This is a genomic window from Shewanella psychromarinicola (assembly GCF_003855155.1).
Lineage (GTDB): Bacteria > Pseudomonadota > Gammaproteobacteria > Enterobacterales > Shewanellaceae > Shewanella > Shewanella psychromarinicola.
Genome location: NZ_CP034073.1, coordinates 1214711 through 1234165 on the forward strand (window position 1 = coordinate 1214711; position 19455 = coordinate 1234165).

Annotated in this window: 17 protein-coding genes; 12 read left to right on the plus strand and 5 right to left on the minus strand. The window is 43.8% G+C overall.

What is annotated here, in order from left to right; translation table 11 throughout:
- Window positions 1-65 precede the first annotated feature (65 nt).
- The 3 genes from hemN to EGC80_RS05180 form a co-directional block, all read right to left on the minus strand.
- Window positions 66-1442: an oxygen-independent coproporphyrinogen III oxidase gene (gene hemN / locus EGC80_RS05170; protein ID WP_101033495.1), complete on the minus strand. Its 1377-nt coding sequence runs from the start codon at window positions 1440-1442 to the stop codon at window positions 66-68.
- 188 nt (window positions 1443-1630) lie between these two features.
- Window positions 1631-2380, minus strand: coding sequence for an NRDE family protein (locus EGC80_RS05175; protein ID WP_101033497.1), 750 nt, complete (start codon window positions 2378-2380; stop codon window positions 1631-1633).
- Between the two features lie 56 nt (window positions 2381-2436).
- Window positions 2437-4023 (minus strand): metal transporter, encoded by a 1587-nt coding sequence (locus EGC80_RS05180; RefSeq protein ID WP_124012947.1) that lies wholly within the window; start codon window positions 4021-4023, stop codon window positions 2437-2439.
- A gap of 319 nt (window positions 4024-4342) precedes the next feature.
- On the opposite strand from EGC80_RS05180, the gene EGC80_RS05185 reads away from it, so the two are divergent.
- The 3 genes from EGC80_RS05185 (at window position 4343) to EGC80_RS05195 (ending at window position 8576) form a co-directional block, all read left to right on the plus strand.
- Window positions 4343-4942, plus strand: coding sequence for a YhgN family NAAT transporter (locus EGC80_RS05185; protein ID WP_101033501.1), 600 nt, complete (start codon window positions 4343-4345; stop codon window positions 4940-4942).
- 479 nt (window positions 4943-5421) lie between these two features.
- Window positions 5422-5736, plus strand: coding sequence for a hypothetical protein (locus EGC80_RS05190; protein ID WP_124012948.1), 315 nt, complete (start codon window positions 5422-5424; stop codon window positions 5734-5736).
- Window positions 5736-8576 (plus strand): immune inhibitor A domain-containing protein, encoded by a 2841-nt coding sequence (locus tag EGC80_RS05195; RefSeq protein ID WP_124012949.1) that lies wholly within the window; start codon window positions 5736-5738, stop codon window positions 8574-8576. The genes EGC80_RS05190 and EGC80_RS05195 overlap by 1 nt, the downstream gene beginning before the upstream one ends.
- Window positions 8577-8660: 84 nt before the next feature.
- Here the strand turns inward: EGC80_RS05195 and EGC80_RS05200 are convergent, their stop codons facing one another.
- A complete protein-coding gene (locus EGC80_RS05200) occupies window positions 8661-9245 on the minus strand; it encodes a chorismate--pyruvate lyase family protein (protein WP_124012950.1) in 585 nt (194 codons plus the stop codon).
- Between the two features lie 126 nt (window positions 9246-9371).
- Here EGC80_RS05200 and EGC80_RS05205 point away from each other — a divergent pair, with 126 nt between their 5' ends.
- On the plus strand, window positions 9372-9773 hold the full coding sequence (locus tag EGC80_RS05205; RefSeq protein ID WP_124012951.1) for a flagellar basal body-associated protein FliL: 402 nt from the start codon (window positions 9372-9374) through the stop codon (window positions 9771-9773).
- Window positions 9773-10855 carry a 23S rRNA (adenine(1618)-N(6))-methyltransferase RlmF gene (rlmF, locus tag EGC80_RS05210; protein WP_124012952.1) on the plus strand — a complete coding sequence of 361 codons (1083 nt, stop codon included), beginning with the start codon at window positions 9773-9775 and terminating at the stop codon, window positions 10853-10855. The genes EGC80_RS05205 and rlmF overlap by 1 nt, the downstream gene beginning before the upstream one ends.
- On the opposite strand, the gene EGC80_RS05215 is transcribed toward rlmF, so the two are convergent.
- The gene (locus EGC80_RS05215) at window positions 10852-11706 is read right to left on the minus strand and encodes a formate dehydrogenase accessory sulfurtransferase FdhD (RefSeq protein WP_124012953.1); all 855 of its coding nucleotides are present in this window, start codon (window positions 11704-11706) and stop codon (window positions 10852-10854) included. The genes rlmF and EGC80_RS05215 overlap by 4 nt on opposite strands.
- Before the next feature lie 343 nt (window positions 11707-12049).
- On the opposite strand from EGC80_RS05215, the gene EGC80_RS05220 reads away from it, so the two are divergent.
- The 7 genes from EGC80_RS05220 (at window position 12050) to fdh3B (ending at window position 19429) form a co-directional block, all read left to right on the plus strand.
- A complete protein-coding gene (locus EGC80_RS05220) occupies window positions 12050-12517 on the plus strand; it encodes a DUF3305 domain-containing protein (RefSeq protein ID WP_101033515.1) in 468 nt (155 codons plus the stop codon).
- On the plus strand, window positions 12514-13173 hold the full coding sequence (locus EGC80_RS05225) for a DUF3306 domain-containing protein (RefSeq protein ID WP_124012954.1): 660 nt from the start codon (window positions 12514-12516) through the stop codon (window positions 13171-13173). The genes EGC80_RS05220 and EGC80_RS05225 overlap by 4 nt, the downstream gene beginning before the upstream one ends.
- A gap of 167 nt (window positions 13174-13340) precedes the next feature.
- Complete coding sequence (locus tag EGC80_RS05230; RefSeq protein WP_124012955.1) at window positions 13341-15020, plus strand: 4Fe-4S binding protein; 1680 nt, start codon at window positions 13341-13343, stop codon at window positions 15018-15020.
- Window positions 15021-15030: 10 nt separating this feature from the next.
- Entirely contained in the window at window positions 15031-15696 is a 666-nt protein-coding gene (locus tag EGC80_RS05235) for a TorD/DmsD family molecular chaperone (RefSeq protein ID WP_101033521.1), read from the plus strand.
- A 50-nt stretch (window positions 15697-15746) separates the two neighbouring features.
- Window positions 15747-15941, plus strand: coding sequence for a formate dehydrogenase (locus EGC80_RS05240; RefSeq protein WP_101033523.1), 195 nt, complete (start codon window positions 15747-15749; stop codon window positions 15939-15941).
- Between the two features lie 16 nt (window positions 15942-15957).
- Window positions 15958-18807: a formate dehydrogenase subunit alpha gene (locus EGC80_RS05245; protein ID WP_124013016.1), complete on the plus strand. Its 2850-nt coding sequence runs from the start codon at window positions 15958-15960 to the stop codon at window positions 18805-18807.
- A gap of 25 nt (window positions 18808-18832) precedes the next feature.
- Window positions 18833-19429 (plus strand): formate dehydrogenase FDH3 subunit beta, encoded by a 597-nt coding sequence (gene fdh3B, locus EGC80_RS05250; protein ID WP_101033528.1) that lies wholly within the window; start codon window positions 18833-18835, stop codon window positions 19427-19429.
- Window positions 19430-19455 lie beyond the last annotated feature (26 nt).

Below are 19455 nucleotides of genomic sequence, written 5' to 3' on the forward strand. Positions count from 1 at the left end.
TTAGTTTACAAAAACAGCCAGCAAATGCTGGCTGTTTTTATATTATATTGCTTATAAACAGTTGCTTAGATTACTCTTGAAAACTGTTGTTGACGGGCTTTTTGGCGATAATACACATCAAAGCACATGCAAATATTACGAATAAGTAGTCGACCGGTCGGGCTTATTGTTAACTTGCGATCTGTGATATCGACCAGTTTATCATTGATAAAGGTTTGTAATAATTTCAGATCTTCCACAAAATATTCTTCGAAGTTAATCGCAAACTTACGGTCAATTTTGTCCATGTCTAAATCAAAATGACAGATAATTTGTTTAATCACCGCACGGCGAATTTCGTCATCGTGATTTAAGCTACAACCTTTCCATAATGCATGACCATTGGCATCAATCGATTCGTAATATGGACGAATATCTTTTTGATTTTGGGCATAGCAGTCGCCAATTTGGCTGATAGATGACACCCCTAATCCAAGTAAGTCACATTCTTCTTGGGTGGTATAACCTTGGAAATTACGATGTAATTTACCGGTGTTTTGTAATTTTGATAGCTCATCATTGGGTTTGGCAAAGTGGTCCATACCAATAAATTGATAACCGGCACCCGTTAATGATTCTATTGTTTGACGTAGCATATCTAATTTTTGTTGTGGAGCCGGCATATCATGTTCTTTAATTTTACGCTGTGCAGCAAAACGCGATGGTAAATGTGCATAGTTAAAGACAGATAAGCGATCGGGTGAAAGCTCAATAATTCGGGCTATAGTTTTAGCAAACGTTTCTGGTGTTTGCAGCGGTAAGCCGTAAATTAAATCGACGTTAGTAGATACAAAGCCTAGTGCTTTTGCCCTAGCCATTAAGTCGAAAATAAATTGTTCGTCTTGCTCGCGGTTAACGGCAATTTGTACTTCTTTATTAAAGTCCTGCACACCAATAGACACTCGGTTAAACCCAGCTTCTTTTAAGGTATCCAACATACTTAACTCGATTTCTCGAGGGTCGACTTCAATAGAGTATTCACCAACGTCTGCAAAATTAAAGTGTTGTTTAATTAGCTTGCTCAGTTTAAGGATTTGTTCTGGGCTTAAAAACGTAGGTGTACCACCACCCCAATGCATTTGGGTTACCGTGTAATTTTTGAATAGTGGGGCACGTTTAATAATTTCAGTGGCCAGATACTCAATGTATTGGTCGGCTTTGTGTGAGTGACGAGTAATAATTTTATTACAACCACAGTAGTAACAAAGCTTGGCACAAAATGGAATATGTACATAAAGCGACAGTTTGTCTGATTTACTATTTTTAATTGATGTCAGTAAATTTTGCTCAGTAAAGGCATCGTCAAATTCTAGTGCGGTCGGGTAAGAAGTATAACGGGGACCGCTGTAATTGTATTTTTCGATCATCGACTGATCCCAACTAATCTGAGTGGGCTGCTTCAAGGCGTGTCCTCCAATGGGTAAATTAGCAACATACGAAGTATGCAATGTTCGTAATCAAATAACCTTGATCTAGGTTGTAAAAATGAATGTTGCTTATGGCGACGAGTGAAGTTTAGCGATAGCTGATATGGGATAATGACCAGACTGTGCAACAGATCACGGTTTGTATTTCAGACAAAGTAGATTTTTTAGGCAAGATTAATATGTTGAGTCCCTAAATTACGTGCCTTACCATCGTATCTCACTTCAGTAAATTGCACGTTACCACTGCGGTGTTTTAATACAATGCTGGTTGAACGAGTGCCGTATGCTTCATGTTGGATAAAAATAGAGGACAGTCGACGCTCCCATTCAAGGCTAATGCCCGTTTGAGGTAAATCTTGATCCCTTGGTTGCGAGGTATCGCGCATGATCGCCAGTAATTGGTCTATGCAAGGTGATTGCATCTGGTTGATATAGTTTTGAAGCTGCTGTTGACCTTTAGCCATCTTAGGCCATATATCATCTAATGCCCCGTTGCTCACGGCGTGAAAACCTGAAGTAAGCCGAGTCGTGGTTAACATCTTACTGTTAAAGCAAAAGAGTTGTTGGTGTTGTTCGAAAACTAAATTAAACGGATTGTAATTGTCTGCATGTTCAATGAGCCATTGGCTATTGATATGATGTTTTGTGAGTGCATCAACGACTAATTCACCGCGACTGCGAACGCCATCTTGTTGTTCGATTGAACGAATATTAGTTAACCCAGCAAATTGACCTTGTTCATTGACCCCAATCCATGTTCCGCCGGCTTGTTTATCTTGTCCTGCGATAATAGCTGGCATGGTTGCCCAACGATAGGCGGGTTCGGTTGCTCGGTGATGAAATTCATCGCGATTGGCACAGACGATTAAGGGATAATCTGGATGCGCCTCAACGGCAATAAATAAAATACACATAGCTGCCCCTTTAAATATGTCGACACCATCATCATAACCTAGTTCATAGATCCTGATTAATGATGATGTTTATGTGTCGAAGCTGAGTCGTGATGATGTGAGCCCTGGGTGTCTGAGTGATGGTCTTGATCATGGGTATGTGGTGCTGATTTTAAGTTAATCATCAAACGGCTTAAAAAATCTCGAGGTCCAAGTCGAAGTAAGCTGGCGCCAAACAATAAAACGATCGCCACTAAGCCAATAATATTAGCTGAATCAGGCAGTTGTAATGTTAATGACGAGCTCAGGGGTAATTGATCTGCCACCATTAGCCCTACAAGTAAAATACCGCCTAACATGAGTCCTTGTTTCCAATTCATTAACTTCAATTGGCTAATACTGAGTACGGGTGCGGCCAATAAGGTAAAGGCCACTGCAATTTGGCTCCAACCACTGTAAGCCAAAGCAAGGGCTAAAATCACCGTGCCTAAATTACAAAAACGCATCGGTAAAAAGACTAAGAGTAAAATAAACACTTGCAATGCAGGGTTTTGTAACGGAACCGATGGATGACCGATGAGGTTTGCCAATACTAAGCTGAGGATAATCCATGGTGCACTGCGGTCGACTAATTGGCTAAAACCAAAATGCCATGGTGACTCAGATAAGGTTGGATGCGGGTCCGTCAGATCCACTTGCGTCAGGGTCATTAGTGCCCCAATGGTCAATAACCCCAGCGCTTGGTAAAGCGCAAACCAAGGGCCTAACAGTAATAAGGTAATTAATAATGCTTCTGGTCCAGCTAAACGCTGTAACCAACGCAGCCCTAAGGAGGAATGAGATGGTCGTAATCCTGATGCGAACCGAGCTGTAGCAATAAAGTAACTGCCTAATAAAATAGGTGAAATTGTCAGTAACCAACTAACGAATTGTTCTGAACCATGATTTTGATGAGCATGTTCGTGGCCGCCGGTGTCCATGAGGAGTAATAAAGCCAATAGTCCTAGACCAAGTAAGCTGCCGATACCTGCCTGATACTGATATTGGCCCTGTTTATCTTCATCTTGGTGGCCGTGAGGCTGATGTAACACCACATGTAAAATTGAACCCGTAACAAAGGCTTGCAAGTAAACGGTGTTTTCAAGGCTTAATTGAGTCAATAAATGCTCGCCAGCAAAGTAACCGACACTGGTTAATATCATCATGGCAACTAAAACCACACTAGCCCACCGAGTGCCAACTTGAGGCTTGAGTAACCACCAAATAGCGACACCAACAGGTAAGCGATGCATGATCACGCCTAAAGCAAGGAGTGCCGAATTACCTTCTTGTTGTGCCAAGACCATGGCTCCACCGTCAGTCATGGTATGCAGCAGCAGTCCGCCAATACCTAATGTGAGGGTGATGTTGTGAGTGATCTCTGAATATCGATGAAACAGCTTTTCACTGGCCGTAGGGCCCCAAACGCCAAGCATGACAAACAATAGCGTGATAAACCCACCATGCTCCAATAGTTCCGGCAAAATATGAATGAGGACTAGTCCGCCAAGGGAGACGAAAATAAATCCATCTAAGCCCTTTTGAAGTCCACTACCTGATGAGAAGAAGCGGTAAAAAAGAGGCCCAAACAGTAATGCAATACAGCTAGCGATTAGATAGAGCATGTTATCCAGAAATCAATCGAAAAAAACAACGCAGTATAACATTCTAAACCAGTATTGTAGTGTGTGAATATTTCAAGCTGAAAAAATTACACTTGGTTAGTTGTGAATATAGATCGAGTCATTGAAGATAAAGTAGAAAAAAGTTCATAAGATCATTGTGTTGGTAACTGTTGGCTGGTTATTTATCATGTGAAATTGTTTACAATTATTAGCGGCTATAGCCCTAAAGTCATCAATAAATTGGCTATCTGCATCGCTTATGTTACTGCGTTGAGTATACAATGTAGCCCATATTTCGTTAATTAAAAGATTGTCGTCCATGGATGTTTTTTCTGCAGCCGTCATGCTGTTCTTGATTATAGACCCGCTGGGTAATTTACCTGTATTTGCTTCCATATTGCGCCATCTTGATCCCAAAAAGCGCCGTAAAGTATTAATCCGTGAACTGTTGTTTGCGCTGGTCATTATGTTGTCATTTTTGTATACCGGTGAAGCCATCCTTAATTTTCTGGACTTACGTACTGAGTCCGTCAGTATTGCCGGTGGCATTATCCTGTTCCTAATCGCGATCAAAATGATCTTCCCCTCGCCGGGTGGCGTTGCCGGAATGGCAGCAGGTGAAGAGCCTTTTATTGTCCCGATGGCGATCCCTTTGATAGCGGGTCCGTCTATTTTAGCGGCATTGATATTACTGGCGCACACTGACAACAGCCGTATGACGGATTGGACGATTGCGTTAGTTTCTGCCTGGGGCATGAGTGCGTTTATCTTAATGTTTTATAAGTTGTTTACTCGCATACTTGGTGAGAAAGGTTTAATAGCGGTAGAGCGGTTAATGGGAATGGTATTGGTGATGATATCAGTACAAATGTTACTTGATGGGATATCAAAATACATTACCCACAGTGGCTTAAGTTAATTCTTACCGAGAGATATAACACTGAGTTAACTCTAGGGATACTAAACGATTATCAAGCAGCCGTTTTTTCTCGCTCACTGCGTTGATGTCTCTTGTAATAGACTGACTATTGATAGGTCACCTCAACGCTGGATAATCAGCGGCTATCAAACAACCCTTTGTGCCGTGATCGAACGAGTATCGAGTTACAATAGGCCCCTATTGACGCGTTAATACGCCTCGTTAGCAAAAAAATGGCAAGTGTGCTCTGAAATGGATAAAAAGTAAGCCGCTTTTATCAATTTGCCTCAGCACTTATTCCCCGTGAAGGTAAAAAGCCGACTCGACAGAGTCGGCTTTTTGTTTGCTGAAGCTAGCTTAATAGCCTTTTTTATTAATTTTTAATCGAACGGATACATTTACATTAAAGAATGTCTAACTTAATTGTAACCCAGCAGTTGCAGCTGTTAATGTTATGTCATTATTGTTTGGGGTGAATTATGAAATACATTATCGTCACGTTGGGACTGGTTTTTATGACCTTGCAAGGGTGTCAAAATCAGTCGGCAGCATCGGCAGACGAACAAGCGGCCACTGTTGTGGTAGTCAAACCGTTAGTTAAAGATTGTGGCCCTAGCGGGATGCCACCTTTACGTGATCGCACTAAATTAACTGAAAATTTGCGGGCCCAAGGGCTAATCACCGCCGATATGGATCAAGCACAAATAGATAAAATTGTTGCTGATTACATCACTAAACGCCAAAAAGCATTTGAAAAATGCCATAAACCAACACCCAATACAGGTAAGTCGTAATGAGTAAGTTGACTAAATATCAAGGGTTAGCCATTTCAACGTTATTGCTTGCATGCACTAGCATGGCAGTACTTGCGGCTCCGCAAACGGGTACACCTGCTGATGGCGGGTTAATTAATGAACAACAAGTGCTGTATTGGTTGATTAAACGTGGTGAAGTGAGCGCCGACGCCAGTGAGGCCGTTAAACAAGCCGCTGTTGATGCCTTTGTGAGTCGAGGTCGTCATACAAGGTTTAAACCTGCCACTATTGAAGTCAAAGCTGAGCAACTGCGCATTAAACGCTCAGCGCAAAAAAACACTAATAGTGCTCAATATGCCGCGGCCAATAACAAAGTCTTAGCCGATCAAGATATCACCAAAACAGTAAAGGTTTTAGCTGTATTGGTGGACTTTCCAGACTTACCACACGATGCTAACCAACTTGAGGCTGGTGATACCGACATGTATTACAGCAGCTTTCCAGCATCCCATTATCAGCAACTATTATTTTCAGAAAGCGGTTTTGTAGGCCCAAGTAATCAAACTCTGCAATCGGCTTATCAGTATTTTCAGGCCGTGTCGGGTAATAGCTTTTATTTTACCGGCCAAGTGCAAGACTGGGTAACCGCAGACAACAATGCCGCTTATTACGGTGGTAATGATGTTGATGAAAATGACAAGGCAGTACCTGAGCTCGTCAAAGAAGCGGTGACCAAAGCCGTGCAAAACATGACTGACCTTGAATTAGCCCAATACGATATTGAAGACCCTTTTGATATAGATGGCGACGGTAATTATGATGAAGCAGATGGTATTATTGATCACGTGATGCTATTTCATTCTAGCATTGGTGAAGAAGCGGGTGGCGGAGTGTTAGGTACTGATGCCATTTGGTCGCACCGTTTTTATGTCGATTCGAATACCAATGGTTATATCATTCCTGGCCGTGGCGGTCTTAAGGTGTTTGGTTATACCGTGCAGCCTATCGATTCTGCTGCAGGAGTATGTACTCACGAGTTTGGTCATGATTTAGGCTTGCCGGATGAGTATGACACCACTAATAGCGGCGACGGTTCACCCGTAGGTTCTTGGTCGTTGATGTCTGGCGGTAGCTGGACGGGTAGCATTGCGGGTGCTCAACCCAGTGGTTTGAGTCCGTATGCAAAATCCTTCTTACAGCAAAAATACAAGGGTAAATGGGTTAATGAACAATATATATCACTGGCCGATTTAACCAGCAGCGGTACCGCTGTGAAGCTTAATCATGCTGTTAATACTGATGCGGTAAACCAGCTATCAATCGCGCTCCCTGCGGAGGACATTACGTTTAAAGCGCCATTAACCGGTCAATATCAATATTATTCAGGTCAAGGCAACCTGATCAATAATGCCATGTCATTTGATGTGACATTACCATTAGCGACGCCGTTATCCTTATCTTTTCAAGCCCATTGGGATATTGAAGATGATTATGATTATGTGCAGGTATTGGTTGATAGCGTTGCCATAGAAGGTAACCACACGAACAATACAAATTCAGTTTATCCTACGGTAAAACATTCGATTAGCGGTAAGTCGAGCGACATCAGTACCGCGTATGGAAGCGATTCTTGGGTGGACCTAAATTTTGATTTGAGCGCATATGCCGGTCGTGATGTGCAAATCAGTGTGGTGTACAAAACCGATGAAGCCGTTGGCGATTATGGTATGGCGATTGATGATATTCAATTAACCAACCAAGACACGGCATTTTATCGCGATGGAGCCGAAACTAACGCCGTGGCAACCTTATCTGGTTTTAGCCGCATTGAAGATAACCTTCCTGGTAAAGCAAGACGTTACATTGTGCAATTACGCAGCCACCAAGGTGTAGACGCTGGGCTGGTTTATGACAACTATGAAGCGGGTATATTGTTGTGGTTAGAAAACTTTAATCAAACCGATAACAATGTGTCATCGCATCCCGGGAAAGGGCTAATTGGTGTGGTAGATGCAGACCAAAACCTGATTGGCAGTCAGCCTACCGATGTGCAAATTCGCGATGCAACATTTAGCTTATTTGCCCAAAGTAGTTATAGCGGTGACAACCACTTAGCGGCAGAATCACTATTTGATGACAATCGTGACTACAGTGCGCCGTTAAAACCTCAGTCAGGTATTATTTTGCCTGAGTTAGGCTTTACCATACAAATCACCGAGCAAGCCAACGACAGCAGTACAGCAACCATTGAGTTTGCCTTGTCTGATAGCAGCGTATTGCCACCCGTTACGCTTACGGCCGACATTAATGCGCAAGCCATTGGTGCTGATGTGAGCTTTAATGCGGTGGTCAGTGGCGGCAGTGATTACACTTACCTATGGTCGTTTGGGATAAATAGTGCCACCAGTACCGATACTGCGCCAAGTTACACATACTCTGTATCGGGCGACTATATTGTCAGTGTTATTGTCAAAGATGGTGCGGGTAATACTGTGACGGCAACAGAAACAGTACGCGTGGTTATTCAGCCTATAGCGGCATTTTCTTTATCTCAAACTGAATTTACTGTGATGTTGACTAACACGTCTAGCCAAGGTTTTGGTCATTTGACTTATCTATGGGATTTTGGCGATAACAGTACTAGTACGGCGCAAAACCCAAGCCATACTTATACAGCAGCAGGTACTTATACCATTACGTTAGTGGTCACAGACTCTGTTGGTAATGTTGTTACGGTCAACCAAGCCGTAAACGTATTAGCGTCAATAGAGACTGTTGCTACGCCAGTTACAACAGACAGTGATAGCGGTGGTGGTAGTTTGGGTTGGTTAAGTGTGTTGATGCTGAGCTTGTTAGGATACTGGCGTAAGCGGGTTTAATCCTAACAATACAAAAACGCCCATAAGGGCGTTTTTTGTTTTAAATTAATAACATTAGATTATGAGATAGGGTTAACGAGCACACTAAGCGCTTTGATTAATATAATCGACCGCCGCAGGCAGAAATATTTCGCTAACAATAAGTTGTGAGTCATGTAAATTAAAGTAGCGTCTACGGCCCCATAAGCTGCTGTTAACGTGTTGATTTAAGCTGGTGGCTAAGGCTGCTAAACGGCCACAGGTTTTAAACTGGGCGACTTCAATATTGCCTGGCGTAATGTCTGGGCTAGTAAACAATAATTCACCCAAAGACCGAGTGCCAAGGCGAGTAAAATCATTGTATTGATTGTCATTGCGCTGAGTGCTTAAAATGGTTTGTGGGATCAGTGTTCGGGCAAATACCCATGGGATACCGTCAAGACACAATAATACCTCACGGACCCAAACAGGGTCAGTCTGAGCCGGGAACTCATCTGCTAGAGGCTCAAGTAAATGCTCGCCTAACACTTTTACTTCAAAATGATTACAGTGTGTCTTAAGGCGCAGGGTCAAACTCCCCGTTGCTAATAACCATTCTTTAAGCTGGCTATCGGGCAATGAATCGATTTTTTGTGGCGAAAACCAATGAATTGATTCACCATAAGGAAAGCTAATACTGGTCACATTCATCTAAAACTCGTTACAATATATCTCAACGGCATTAGTCTATCATGTCAAAGATGAGCAAACACTCTAAGGGAGTGGCCAATATGGCTTATTTAATTAACGTTCCACATTGACGGAGTTTGTTTCACTATGAAAAAATTGGTTTCAACGTTAGTTATGCTGTGTTGTTTTGCATTTAATGTCCATGCAGCAGATGAGCAAGCCCTCGAAGATTATGCTTATTACGGCTTTGAGCCGGACATTGTGACTAACTATATTTCGAATCGAAAAAAGTTAGGTTTTGTTAAAATCAGTGTTGAATTGATGGTAAAAGATCCAAACGATTTAATGAGCTTAGAGCATCACGATCCTTTGCTACGTTCGGCCATTGTTGAAATTTTAGGTAATCAGTCCGAAGAAAAGGTTAAATCCTTATCTGGAAGAGAAGACATTCGCCGTGAATGCTATGAGACGGTCAATAGCCTAATGGAGCAAGAAGTCGGTCGCTCTATTGTGGTTAATTTATTATTCACTAAGTATTTATACGATTAATGACCCGTTCAACGACACCGCCAGTGCGAGCCAAACATGATACCGCTAAGCGTCCGCCAAGCCGGTCGACTGCCAACATTAACCGCGCCTCGGTAAAGTTCAGCAAGCCTGTCTTATCAAAAGCATTGCATCCGCGTAATGCCCATCAACAGGGTTACGACTTTGCCGCATTAATAAGCGCTATGCCAGCGCTAGCCTCTTTTGTACGTCCAAACCCTTATGGTAATGATTCTATCGATTTTGCCGACCCTAAAGCGGTAAAAAGCCTCAATGCGGCATTGCTGCTGAGCGAGTATCACATTAATGGCTGGAATATTCCTGACGGATATTTGTGCCCACCGGTGCCTGGTCGAGTGGACTATTTACATTACATTGCTGATTTATTAGCGGTCAAAGGCAAGGTGGTTAAAGGGGCGCGTATTCGCGGATTGGATATCGGCACCGGTGCAAATGGTATCTATCCGTTACTTGGGATCCAAACCTATGGTTGGCAATTTGTGGCGTCGGATATTGATCCTGTCTCTATCGCTAATGTCGCCAAGATTGCACAACAAAATTCAAAGATTGCCACGCATTTGCAGTTAAGATTACAGCATCAACCCGAGCATATCTTTAACGGTCTGATTGCTACCGATGAACAGTTTGATGTCACTTTGTGTAACCCGCCGTTTCATCGTTCACTCGCTGAAGCATCTGAGGGATCATTACGTAAAGTTAATAATTTAGCCAAAAATAAGCAACAAAACCAGGGGCAAAAATCGCGTAAGTTAGCGGCAAGCCAAGCTAAGCCTACGCTTAATTTTGGTGGTCAAAAAGCAGAGCTATGGTGTGAGGGCGGTGAGCAACAATTTTTAGCTAATATGATCAAACAAAGCCGAGATTATGCTAACCAAGTGCTATGGTTTACCTCATTAGTCTCAAAGTCAGAAAACCTCAAACCTTGTTATCAATTACTCAAACAAGTGAACGCCGTTGAGGTGAAAACCATCGAGATGACACAAGGTAATAAAGCGACCCGCATATTAGCGTGGAGCTTTTTAAGCCCTGCATTACGTCAACAATGGGTCGCATTGCGTCCTTAATCCTTCGCTGCATCAAATGTTATCGTTTCACTGCCGTGATACACCAAAAAGTGCCGCCCTTTGGCGCGAGCAATTAGGGTAATACCCATTTGCTGGGCTAAGTCTAAGCCCATTTGGGTCACGCCACTGCGCGACAGTAGTACCGGTATGCCCATCTTGGCAACTTTAATGACCATTTCAGATGTCAGTCTACCTGTGGTGTAAAAAATTTTATCATGTCCCGATTGTTGATCTAACCACATATCTCCGGCGAGAGTATCGACGGCATTGTGGCGGCCAACATCTTCAACAAAGGCTAAAATTTTCTCGTCTTTGCATATTCCGCAGCCGTGGACGGCGCCGGCATTTTTGTAGGTTTCATTATAGGCATTAATGTTGCCGAGTAAGGCATAAATAGTCGATTGCTTTAATGCCGGTGTCGGCAATGATATCTTATCTAAACCTTCTAAAAACCCCCCATAAACCGTGCCTTGGCCACAACCGGATGTGACGGTTTTTTCGGCTAACTTCTGCTCAATATCCTCAGAGACCTCTTGGGTGATCACCGCAGCTGAGCTGACATCCCAATCAACAATAACCGATTCAAGTAAACTTAACTCACTAATAAACCCTTGGTTTTTTAAGTATCCAAGCGTTAGGGACTCTGGTTTTGCACCCAATGTCATTAAGGTCACAATGGGACGCCAATTTAAGTACACAGTTAATGGGCGTTCACAGGCGACAAATTTATCGACGACTTGACCTAGCTCGTTTACGGCTTTGACTGCAATGGTCAGCGGTACCTGAGTCTTGGTTTTAACAAATTTTATCGCGTTGCGCTGCAAAGATGTGGCTGAAACAGATTGAATCATAAGCGAGTTAGCCTCTAAGTGGGTGTTTCATTAATGGGAGTAGGCCGTGTTTGCCTGCTTCATCACCTAATAAGCATAGCAATTATTATTCCCTTAACTTAAAACAACTTACCTAAGCGTGATCTGGCGCAAATCTTGACAAATTCAATGTTATTGGCGTGTATTTATGTCCCACCTAAAATTGCATAGTGGACATATTGTCCTATTATTACTAATAATTTCGGGATCTAGTTCAAAGTTATTTTTACTTTCTAGTTGGCATCATTTTTGCTGCTACTTTAATAATAAAGAAATCAATCTAGTGTATTTCAATACACATATTCATGTCAGAGGTAAGCATTCCATGCAACACACCGACACGATTTGGCCAATGTATGTTTCACTCAAAAAAGTGCAAACCCAAGTAGGGCGTTGGACATCAGTCCGTTGGGAGCTTGACCAAATGATTCCTGCCACGCTAGAACAGCCTGACAATGGTGTTTTGGTTAAATTGGCATTACACAAAGATGAACGTGGTAGTTATCGCATCAATCTTGATATGGATAATTCAACACTTTTTATCGTATGCGACGAACTGATTGATGGCACATGGGTTCCTGCGATGATTTCAGCTGACCAATATGTCAGCGCTGGCTGTCTTGAATCAGATACTCCGGTGCTCAATATCCCAATGCCTGGTGCAATAGCTTGTTGGATAGAAGCATTTATCACTCGTCACGGCGAGGTCGAGATCAGTGCCCATAGACGTAAGCATGTTAACCGTCGTAAAAATGAAGGACCCAGCGCTAATCACTCAGGGAAAATGCAATGAATGATAAGGCTGAAGGATTAATTAACCGTTGGGAGCTTAGGCGTCAGCGGGTCGCTGAAGAGGCTGAACAAGAAGCGCTGCTGCAGCACACGCTAGATCATGCTGATGACACAGACACGCTACCAGCGGAAACGCTGCAAGACGTTAGCACAATAGACCATGAGCCCGATGAGGTGACAGAGTCTGAGCCGTTACCTGACCCGAGTACTATTGAAGTTGGCGGCAGTTTTGCGCGTTTTATGGCCAAAAGTGTTGACCCAACGACTAAAGCCGCAGCGCTGCGAGCGTTATGGAAACAACCGCAATACGGTCATATCGATGGGCTACTTGAATATGCGCTGGATTATACAAATCAACCGTTACTCTCTGCGGATGTCTCAGCCGAGTTGGCCAATAAAGTATTTCGTTATGTCATTGAAAAAGAACAGCCTGAGCCAGAATTAGATGCTGACTTAGCACAAACCGATTTAGCACAAACTGACTTAGCGGAAACAGCACTGGCTGAACAAACCGACTCGATAACTGAAGAGGAGCAAATTGTTTTAGCCGATGAAAATGCACCACAGATTGCAGCGTTATCGTCACAAGAACAACCGCTTTGTCACGATGATGACCTGATAAAGCAAGCTGCCGCCAGCGATGAGGCGAAAGCGTAATACCGACAGTCACTAAATAAATGTGACACCGATAAAAGCCGTTATTTAACGATTTAGCACGAGTTAGAGTTAATTAATGATAGTCAATTAATGACCAGCAATAAGCGTCAACAGTGAACTGAGCTACCACTGTTAATGAGGTATAAAAACCGAGAATTGGGAACGCAATGAGTATTAGAAAAAACCAGCCACAGCTGAAACAAGCACGACAACAGGTAATGGCGAATACGCAGATTTTGCAAAATTTAATTCCGCCTACTGTCAGCTATACCACCAAGGGGCATGTGCTCGTTATTGGGCCTGAAGATCTGGCGCGTTTAGCGGCGGACAAATTGTCCACTATGGCAAGCCGGGTTATTTTGGCCAATGAAGCGATCACTAGCCAAGACGAAACCCACCTTGAAGCAGTAATGAATGCGGCCACTGATGTCGAAAGTTATTACAATAAATTGGCAAGCGTTAAAGGTTTTCTAGGACAGTTTCAGGTTAAAGTGGAAGGTGAAAGCGGTATCACAGAGTTAAGTGTGGTCGCCATTCGTCAAGCGCATTTTGATATCGTGCTCGATTTAAGCCACAGTCCCTGCATCAGCCTTGAAATGCTTCCACCGGGTTACTTTTATGTTGGCCAAGACTCCGCGTTACTTGCTGATGCAATTGCCAACATTCCAGACTTAATCGGTGAGTTTGATAAACCGCGCTATGTTCGGGTTAACAGTGATATTTGTGCCCATGACAAACACGGCTTAAACGGTTGTAACCGTTGTTTAAACTTTTGTCCTGCCGATGCCATTAGTAGCGTAGCGCATAAAATTGAAATTGATCCTTATCTTTGTCATGGCGCAGGCAGTTGTACCAATGCATGCCCAACAGGGGCGTTAAGTTACGATTTACCCACCCCAGCATCACTGCATACTTACCTTGAAAAGCTAGTCAGTCGTTATCGCCAAGAAGCACAAACTGCACCGGTTATTTTATTTCATGACAATGAAGCGGGTGCCGAATGGATTACGGAACAGCTCAGTGGTGACGTTTTACCTGTCGCAATGGAAGAAATCACCGTGGCGAGTATTGACCATTGGTTGGCAGCATTAGCTAATGGCGCACGGGAAATTTTAATCTTACAAACGCCGACAACAGCACCAACATTACTGCAAATGCTTAAAGGTGAGTCAGCATTAGCGAATCGTATTCTCGATCAAATGGGCCAGCCACAACGGATCCGGTTAATTACCCCGTCAGAGCTAAGCCAATTAGATGATGTGCTAGCGGTTAGTTTAGCTTGGCCAGTGATAATGCCGATGACCTTAAACGCTATCGAACCTAATACCAATGTGAAACGCAGTATCGTGTTTCAAGCTATTGACCACCTTAATGGCCAAGCCGCAGGTGTTGATGATGTGTTAGCCATGGCGAATATTCCATACGGTATGGTGAGCATAAACAGCGACAAGTGCACATTATGCATGTCGTGTGTGGCCACGTGTCCAACACAAGCGTTAAAGGATGGTGGCGATTCACCGGCACTTAAGTTTGTCGAGCAAGATTGCGTCCAATGTGGGTTATGCGAAGCCGCCTGTCCCGAAAACGTGATTAGCTTAGTGCCACAAATCAACTTCAATCAGTCTGCAAGACAACAAGTTCAAATGTTAAAGCAAGAACCCCCATTTGAATGTATCCGATGCGGTAGCGAATTTGCGACTCAATCAATGATACATAAAGTAATTGAGATGGTGGGTGAACATAGCGCATTTAGCGCTAATATTGAGCGTTTGAAAATGTGTGGCGATTGCCGTGTAAAAGACATGTTTGAAGACATCCTTGACGATCCAGAAAAGCAATTGCAATAAGAGATCTGCTATGACAGAAACAGGAAGAAAAGTAAGTGAGAATGATCAGTTAAGAGCCGATATATATCAGCTACTGGCTGCGTTATTACGCCGCCAACCAAGTGCTGAATTATTGCAGTTTTTAGCTGATTTAGAGGTAGAAGCCGAAGAAGGCAATACCATGAGCCAAGCATGGCATGCGTTAAAACTCGCGGCATCAAACAGTGACACCAACACATTAGAAGATGAATATTTTGCCATTTTCTTAGGCGTTGGCAGTGGCGAGATTATGCCTTATGGCAGTTGGTTTATGACCGGGTCGTTAATGGATAAACCCTTAGCGGCATTGCGTAATGACCTAATGCAACTGGGTTTTGAACGTGAAGATAACGTCAAAGAGCCAGAAGACCATGTCGCCGCGTTATGTGAAGTCATGGGCTGCCTAATTTTAGAGGCGCCAGGTTACCGCCAATTAGCGTTTTATCAACGCCATATTGGCAGTTGGATTATGCATTTTTGTGACAATTTAGCCAAAACACCAAGTGCTATTTTTTACCAAAGCGTAGCACAATTAGCTCAAGCATTTTTCACCGCTGAAGCCAATGAATTTGAACAGCTAAGTTTAGATATTCCGGTGAATTGTCCAGGTAGTGCTGATTTAGATCCGCTTGAACAAGAAGTTGTACAAATTAATTAAACCGGGTGATGGCATATTCTGCCTCATCTTTTTATCAACAAGGAGACAATATGAAGAAGCAAGCTTCCGACATGGGTCGTCGTCAAATGCTAAAAGCATTAGCGCTCGGCAGTGCGGCAGGTGCTGTGGCCAGTGTCAGTGCACCCGCACTTGCGCAAGTCACTAAACCGTCTGCAGAGCCTACGAGCAGTAACTATCGCGAAACTGAGCATATCCTTAACTACTATGCTTCGTTAAGAAAATAACAAAGGAGAGTGTGTGATGCGATTAACCCGCAAAACAGACACGGCCGCCAAAGCTGAAAAGTTAGGCCTAGGTCTCAACCGACGTCAATTCCTCAAGTCTGCCAGTTTGGCAACGGGTGGAATTGCTGCGGCTTCAATGCTTGGCGCTGGAATGATGCGTAAAGCTGAAGCGAAAGATGTACCCCATGATGCACCAACAGAAGTAATACGGACTATTTGTTCACATTGCTCGGTTGGTTGTGGTGTTTATGCCGAAGTTCAAAATGGCGTGTGGACAGGGCAAGAGCCTGCGTTCGATCATCCATTTAACGCTGGTGGACATTGTGCCAAAGGCGCGGCATTGCGCGAGCATGGTCATGGTGAAAAACGTCTTAAATATCCAATGAAACTTGAAGGAGGAAAGTGGAAAAAACTTTCTTGGGAACAAGCGATTGAAGAAGTTGGTCAACGAGCCCTTGATATCCGTCAAGAGTCTGGTCCTGATTCAGTTTACTTTATGGGTAGTGCTAAGTTCTCAAATGAACAAGCTTATATGTACCGCAAATTAGCGGCAATGTGGGGCACGAACAACGTCGACCACTCTGCACGTATTTGTCACTCTACCACGGTAGCCGGTGTTGCAAACACTTGGGGTTACGGTGCGCAAACGAACTCATTTAATGATATTCGTAACTCGAAAGCGATGATGTTCATCGGTTCGAATCCTTGTGAAGCTCATCCAGTTGCTATGCAACACATCCTTGAAGGTAAAGAGCGCGGCGCGAAAATTATCGTTGTCGACCCTCGTTTTACCCGAACTGCAGCTAAGTCTGACGAGTTCGTGCATATTCGTCCTGGTACGGATATTCCTTACATTTACGGATTATTGTGGCATATTTTTGAAAATGGCTGGGAAGATCAAACGTTCATCGACCAACGTGTATACGGTATGGAACGTATCCGTGAGGAAGTGAAGAAGTGGAACCCACAAGAAGTTGAACATGTTGCTGGCGTACCTGAAAAGCAAATGTATCGTGTAGCGAAACTGCTTGCAGAAACTAAGCCAGGTACAGTGGTTTGGTGTATGGGTGGTACTCAACATCACATTGGTAATGCTAACACTCGTGCATACTGTATCCTTCAGTTAGCGCTAGGTAATATGGGTGTTTCTGGTGGCGGTACTAACATTTTCCGTGGTCACGATAACGTTCAAGGTGCAACTGACTTTGGTCTATTGTTCGATACGTTACCAGGTTACTACGGCTTAACCTCCGGCTCATGGGGCCATTGGTGTAACGTTTGGGACTTAGACTTTGATTGGGTTAAAAACCGTTTCGACCAAGAGCAGCATTTAGAGCAAGATCCGATGACGTCTACAGGTATCCCATGTTCTCGTTGGCATGATGGTGTACTGGAAGATAAATCTAAGATTGCACAGAAAGATAACATTCGTATGGCATTCTTCTGGGGTCAATCTGTTAACACCGAAACCCGTGGCCGTGAAGTGCGTGAAGCATTGAATAAAATGGACACAGTCGTTGTTGTGGATCCTTTCCCAACAATGGCCGGTGTTATGCACGAACGCCAAGATGGCGTGTATTTATTACCTGCGTCAACTCAGTTTGAAACTTACGGTTCAGTATCTGCTTCAAACCGTTCACTACAGTGGCGTAGCCAAGTCATTGAACCATTATTCGAGTCTAAGCCTGACCATGTGATCATGTACAAGCTGGCGAAGAAGTGGGGCATTGATGCTGAATTCTGTAAGCATATTAAAGTGAATGGCGATGAGCCGTTGATTGAAGATATGACACGTGAGTTCAACAGAGGTATGTGGACCATTGGTTACACTGGCCAAAGTCCTGAACGTTTGAAAATGCACCAAGAAAACTGGGGCACTTTCGACATTAACTCACTTGAAGCACCTGGCGGCCCAGCTAAAGGCGAAACTTATGGTTTACCTTGGCCATGTTGGGGCACCCCAGAAATGAAACATCCAGGTTCGCAAATCTTGTATCGCACTGACCGCGAAGTTAAATTCGGTGGCGGTAACTTCCGTGCTCGTTATGGTGTTGAGCATAATGGTACTAACATTCTTGCTGAAGGTTCTTTCTCAAAAGGTAGTGAAATCGAAGATGGTTACCCAGAGTTTACTGCAGACATGCTTAAACAGCTTGGCTGGTGGGATGACCTAACTGCTGAAGAAAAAGTTCATGCTGAAGGTAAAAACTGGAAGACTGATATTTCTGGTGGTATTCAGCGCGTGGCAATCAAGCATGGTTGTATGCCTTACGGTAACGCTAAAGCGCGTTGTGTTGTTTGGAACTTCCCGGATGATATCCCGATTCATCGCGAGCCGTTATATACCCCTCGTCGTGACTTAGTGGCTAAGTATCCAACTTATGAAGATCGTATGGTGGCTCGTCTACCAACACTTTATAAGTCTATTCAAGAGAAAGACTTTGCTAAAGACTTCCCTCTTGCAGTAACAACCGGACGTTTGGTTGAGTTCGAAGGTGGTGGTGAAGAAACCCGTTGTAACCCATGGCTTGCTGAACTACAGCAAGAAATGTTTATCGAGATCAACCCAGCAGATGCTGCAGATCGCGGTTTACGTGATGGCGATGATGTGTTTGTCCACAGTCCAGAAGGTGCCAAAATTACCGTTAAGGCAATGGTGACACCGCGTGTTATTGCGGGTGAATGTTTTATGCCATACCACTTCGCGGGTGTGTTTGAAGGCAAGAGTTTAGCCGAAAACTACCCAGAGGGTACTGTGCCTTACGTGATTGGCGAAGCTGCCAATACCGTCATGACTTATGGTTATGACGTCGTCACGCAAATGCAAGAGACCAAAGCTAGCTTGTGTCAGATAAGCAAAGCCTAAACACTTGATGAGGAGATAAGCCATCATGGCAGTCATGAAATTTCTGTGTGACACCAAACGCTGCATCGAGTGTAACGGTTGCGTCACAGCATGTAAAAACGAAAACGACTCTGCTTTAGAGTGGGGTATTCAACGTCGCCGCGTGGTGACACTTAACGACGGCGTTCCTGGAGAAGCGTCAATCTCAGTCGCATGTATGCATTGTACCGATGCACCTTGTATGGCGGTATGTCCGGCCGACTGTTTCTACCGTACCGAAGACGGCATTGTGCTGCATAACAAAGATACGTGTATCGGTTGTGGCTATTGCTTCTATGCTTGCCCATTTGGCGCACCACAGTTCCCTCAAAAGAGTGCATTTGGTAGCCGTGGCAAAATGGATAAGTGTACTTTCTGTGCGGGTGGCCCAGAAGAAGATCATTCAGAAGCCGAGCGCTTAAAATACGGTTCTAACCGTATTGCAGAAGGCAAATTACCCATGTGTGCTGAGCTTTGTTCAACCAAAGCGTTGTTGGCCGGTGATGCAGGCATAGTGTCTGATATTTACCGTCAACGTATGGCCGCTCGTGGTAATCCAAATGTGATTTGGGGCTACAATCCTAAAACAGGCGAAATGATCTAACCCAGAGCAATGGCTGCGATAATTAT

Excerpts from the sequence above, each read along its gene's own strand:
- fdh3B (WP_101033528.1), top strand. The coding sequence starts at position 18,833 with ATGGCAGTCATGAAATTTCTGTGTGACACCAAACGCTGCATCGAGTGT.
- EGC80_RS05240 (WP_101033523.1), top strand. The coding sequence starts at position 15,747 with ATGAAGAAGCAAGCTTCCGACATGGGTCGTCGTCAAATGCTAAAAGCA.
- EGC80_RS05180 (WP_124012947.1), bottom strand. The coding sequence starts at position 4,023 with ATGCTCTATCTAATCGCTAGCTGTATTGCATTACTGTTTGGGCCTCTT.
- EGC80_RS05245 (WP_124013016.1), top strand. The coding sequence starts at position 15,958 with ATGCGATTAACCCGCAAAACAGACACGGCCGCCAAAGCTGAAAAGTTA.
- EGC80_RS05230 (WP_124012955.1), top strand. The coding sequence starts at position 13,341 with ATGAGTATTAGAAAAAACCAGCCACAGCTGAAACAAGCACGACAACAG.
- EGC80_RS05185 (WP_101033501.1), top strand. The coding sequence starts at position 4,343 with ATGGATGTTTTTTCTGCAGCCGTCATGCTGTTCTTGATTATAGACCCG.
- EGC80_RS05205 (WP_124012951.1), top strand. The coding sequence starts at position 9,372 with ATGAAAAAATTGGTTTCAACGTTAGTTATGCTGTGTTGTTTTGCATTT.
- EGC80_RS05175 (WP_101033497.1), bottom strand. The coding sequence starts at position 2,380 with ATGTGTATTTTATTTATTGCCGTTGAGGCGCATCCAGATTATCCCTTA.
- EGC80_RS05215 (WP_124012953.1), bottom strand. The coding sequence starts at position 11,706 with ATGATTCAATCTGTTTCAGCCACATCTTTGCAGCGCAACGCGATAAAA.
- EGC80_RS05220 (WP_101033515.1), top strand. The coding sequence starts at position 12,050 with ATGCAACACACCGACACGATTTGGCCAATGTATGTTTCACTCAAAAAA.
- rlmF (WP_124012952.1), top strand. The coding sequence starts at position 9,773 with ATGACCCGTTCAACGACACCGCCAGTGCGAGCCAAACATGATACCGCT.
- EGC80_RS05235 (WP_101033521.1), top strand. The coding sequence starts at position 15,031 with ATGACAGAAACAGGAAGAAAAGTAAGTGAGAATGATCAGTTAAGAGCC.
- EGC80_RS05225 (WP_124012954.1), top strand. The coding sequence starts at position 12,514 with ATGAATGATAAGGCTGAAGGATTAATTAACCGTTGGGAGCTTAGGCGT.
- EGC80_RS05195 (WP_124012949.1), top strand. The coding sequence starts at position 5,736 with ATGAGTAAGTTGACTAAATATCAAGGGTTAGCCATTTCAACGTTATTG.
- EGC80_RS05200 (WP_124012950.1), bottom strand. The coding sequence starts at position 9,245 with ATGAATGTGACCAGTATTAGCTTTCCTTATGGTGAATCAATTCATTGG.
- EGC80_RS05190 (WP_124012948.1), top strand. The coding sequence starts at position 5,422 with ATGAAATACATTATCGTCACGTTGGGACTGGTTTTTATGACCTTGCAA.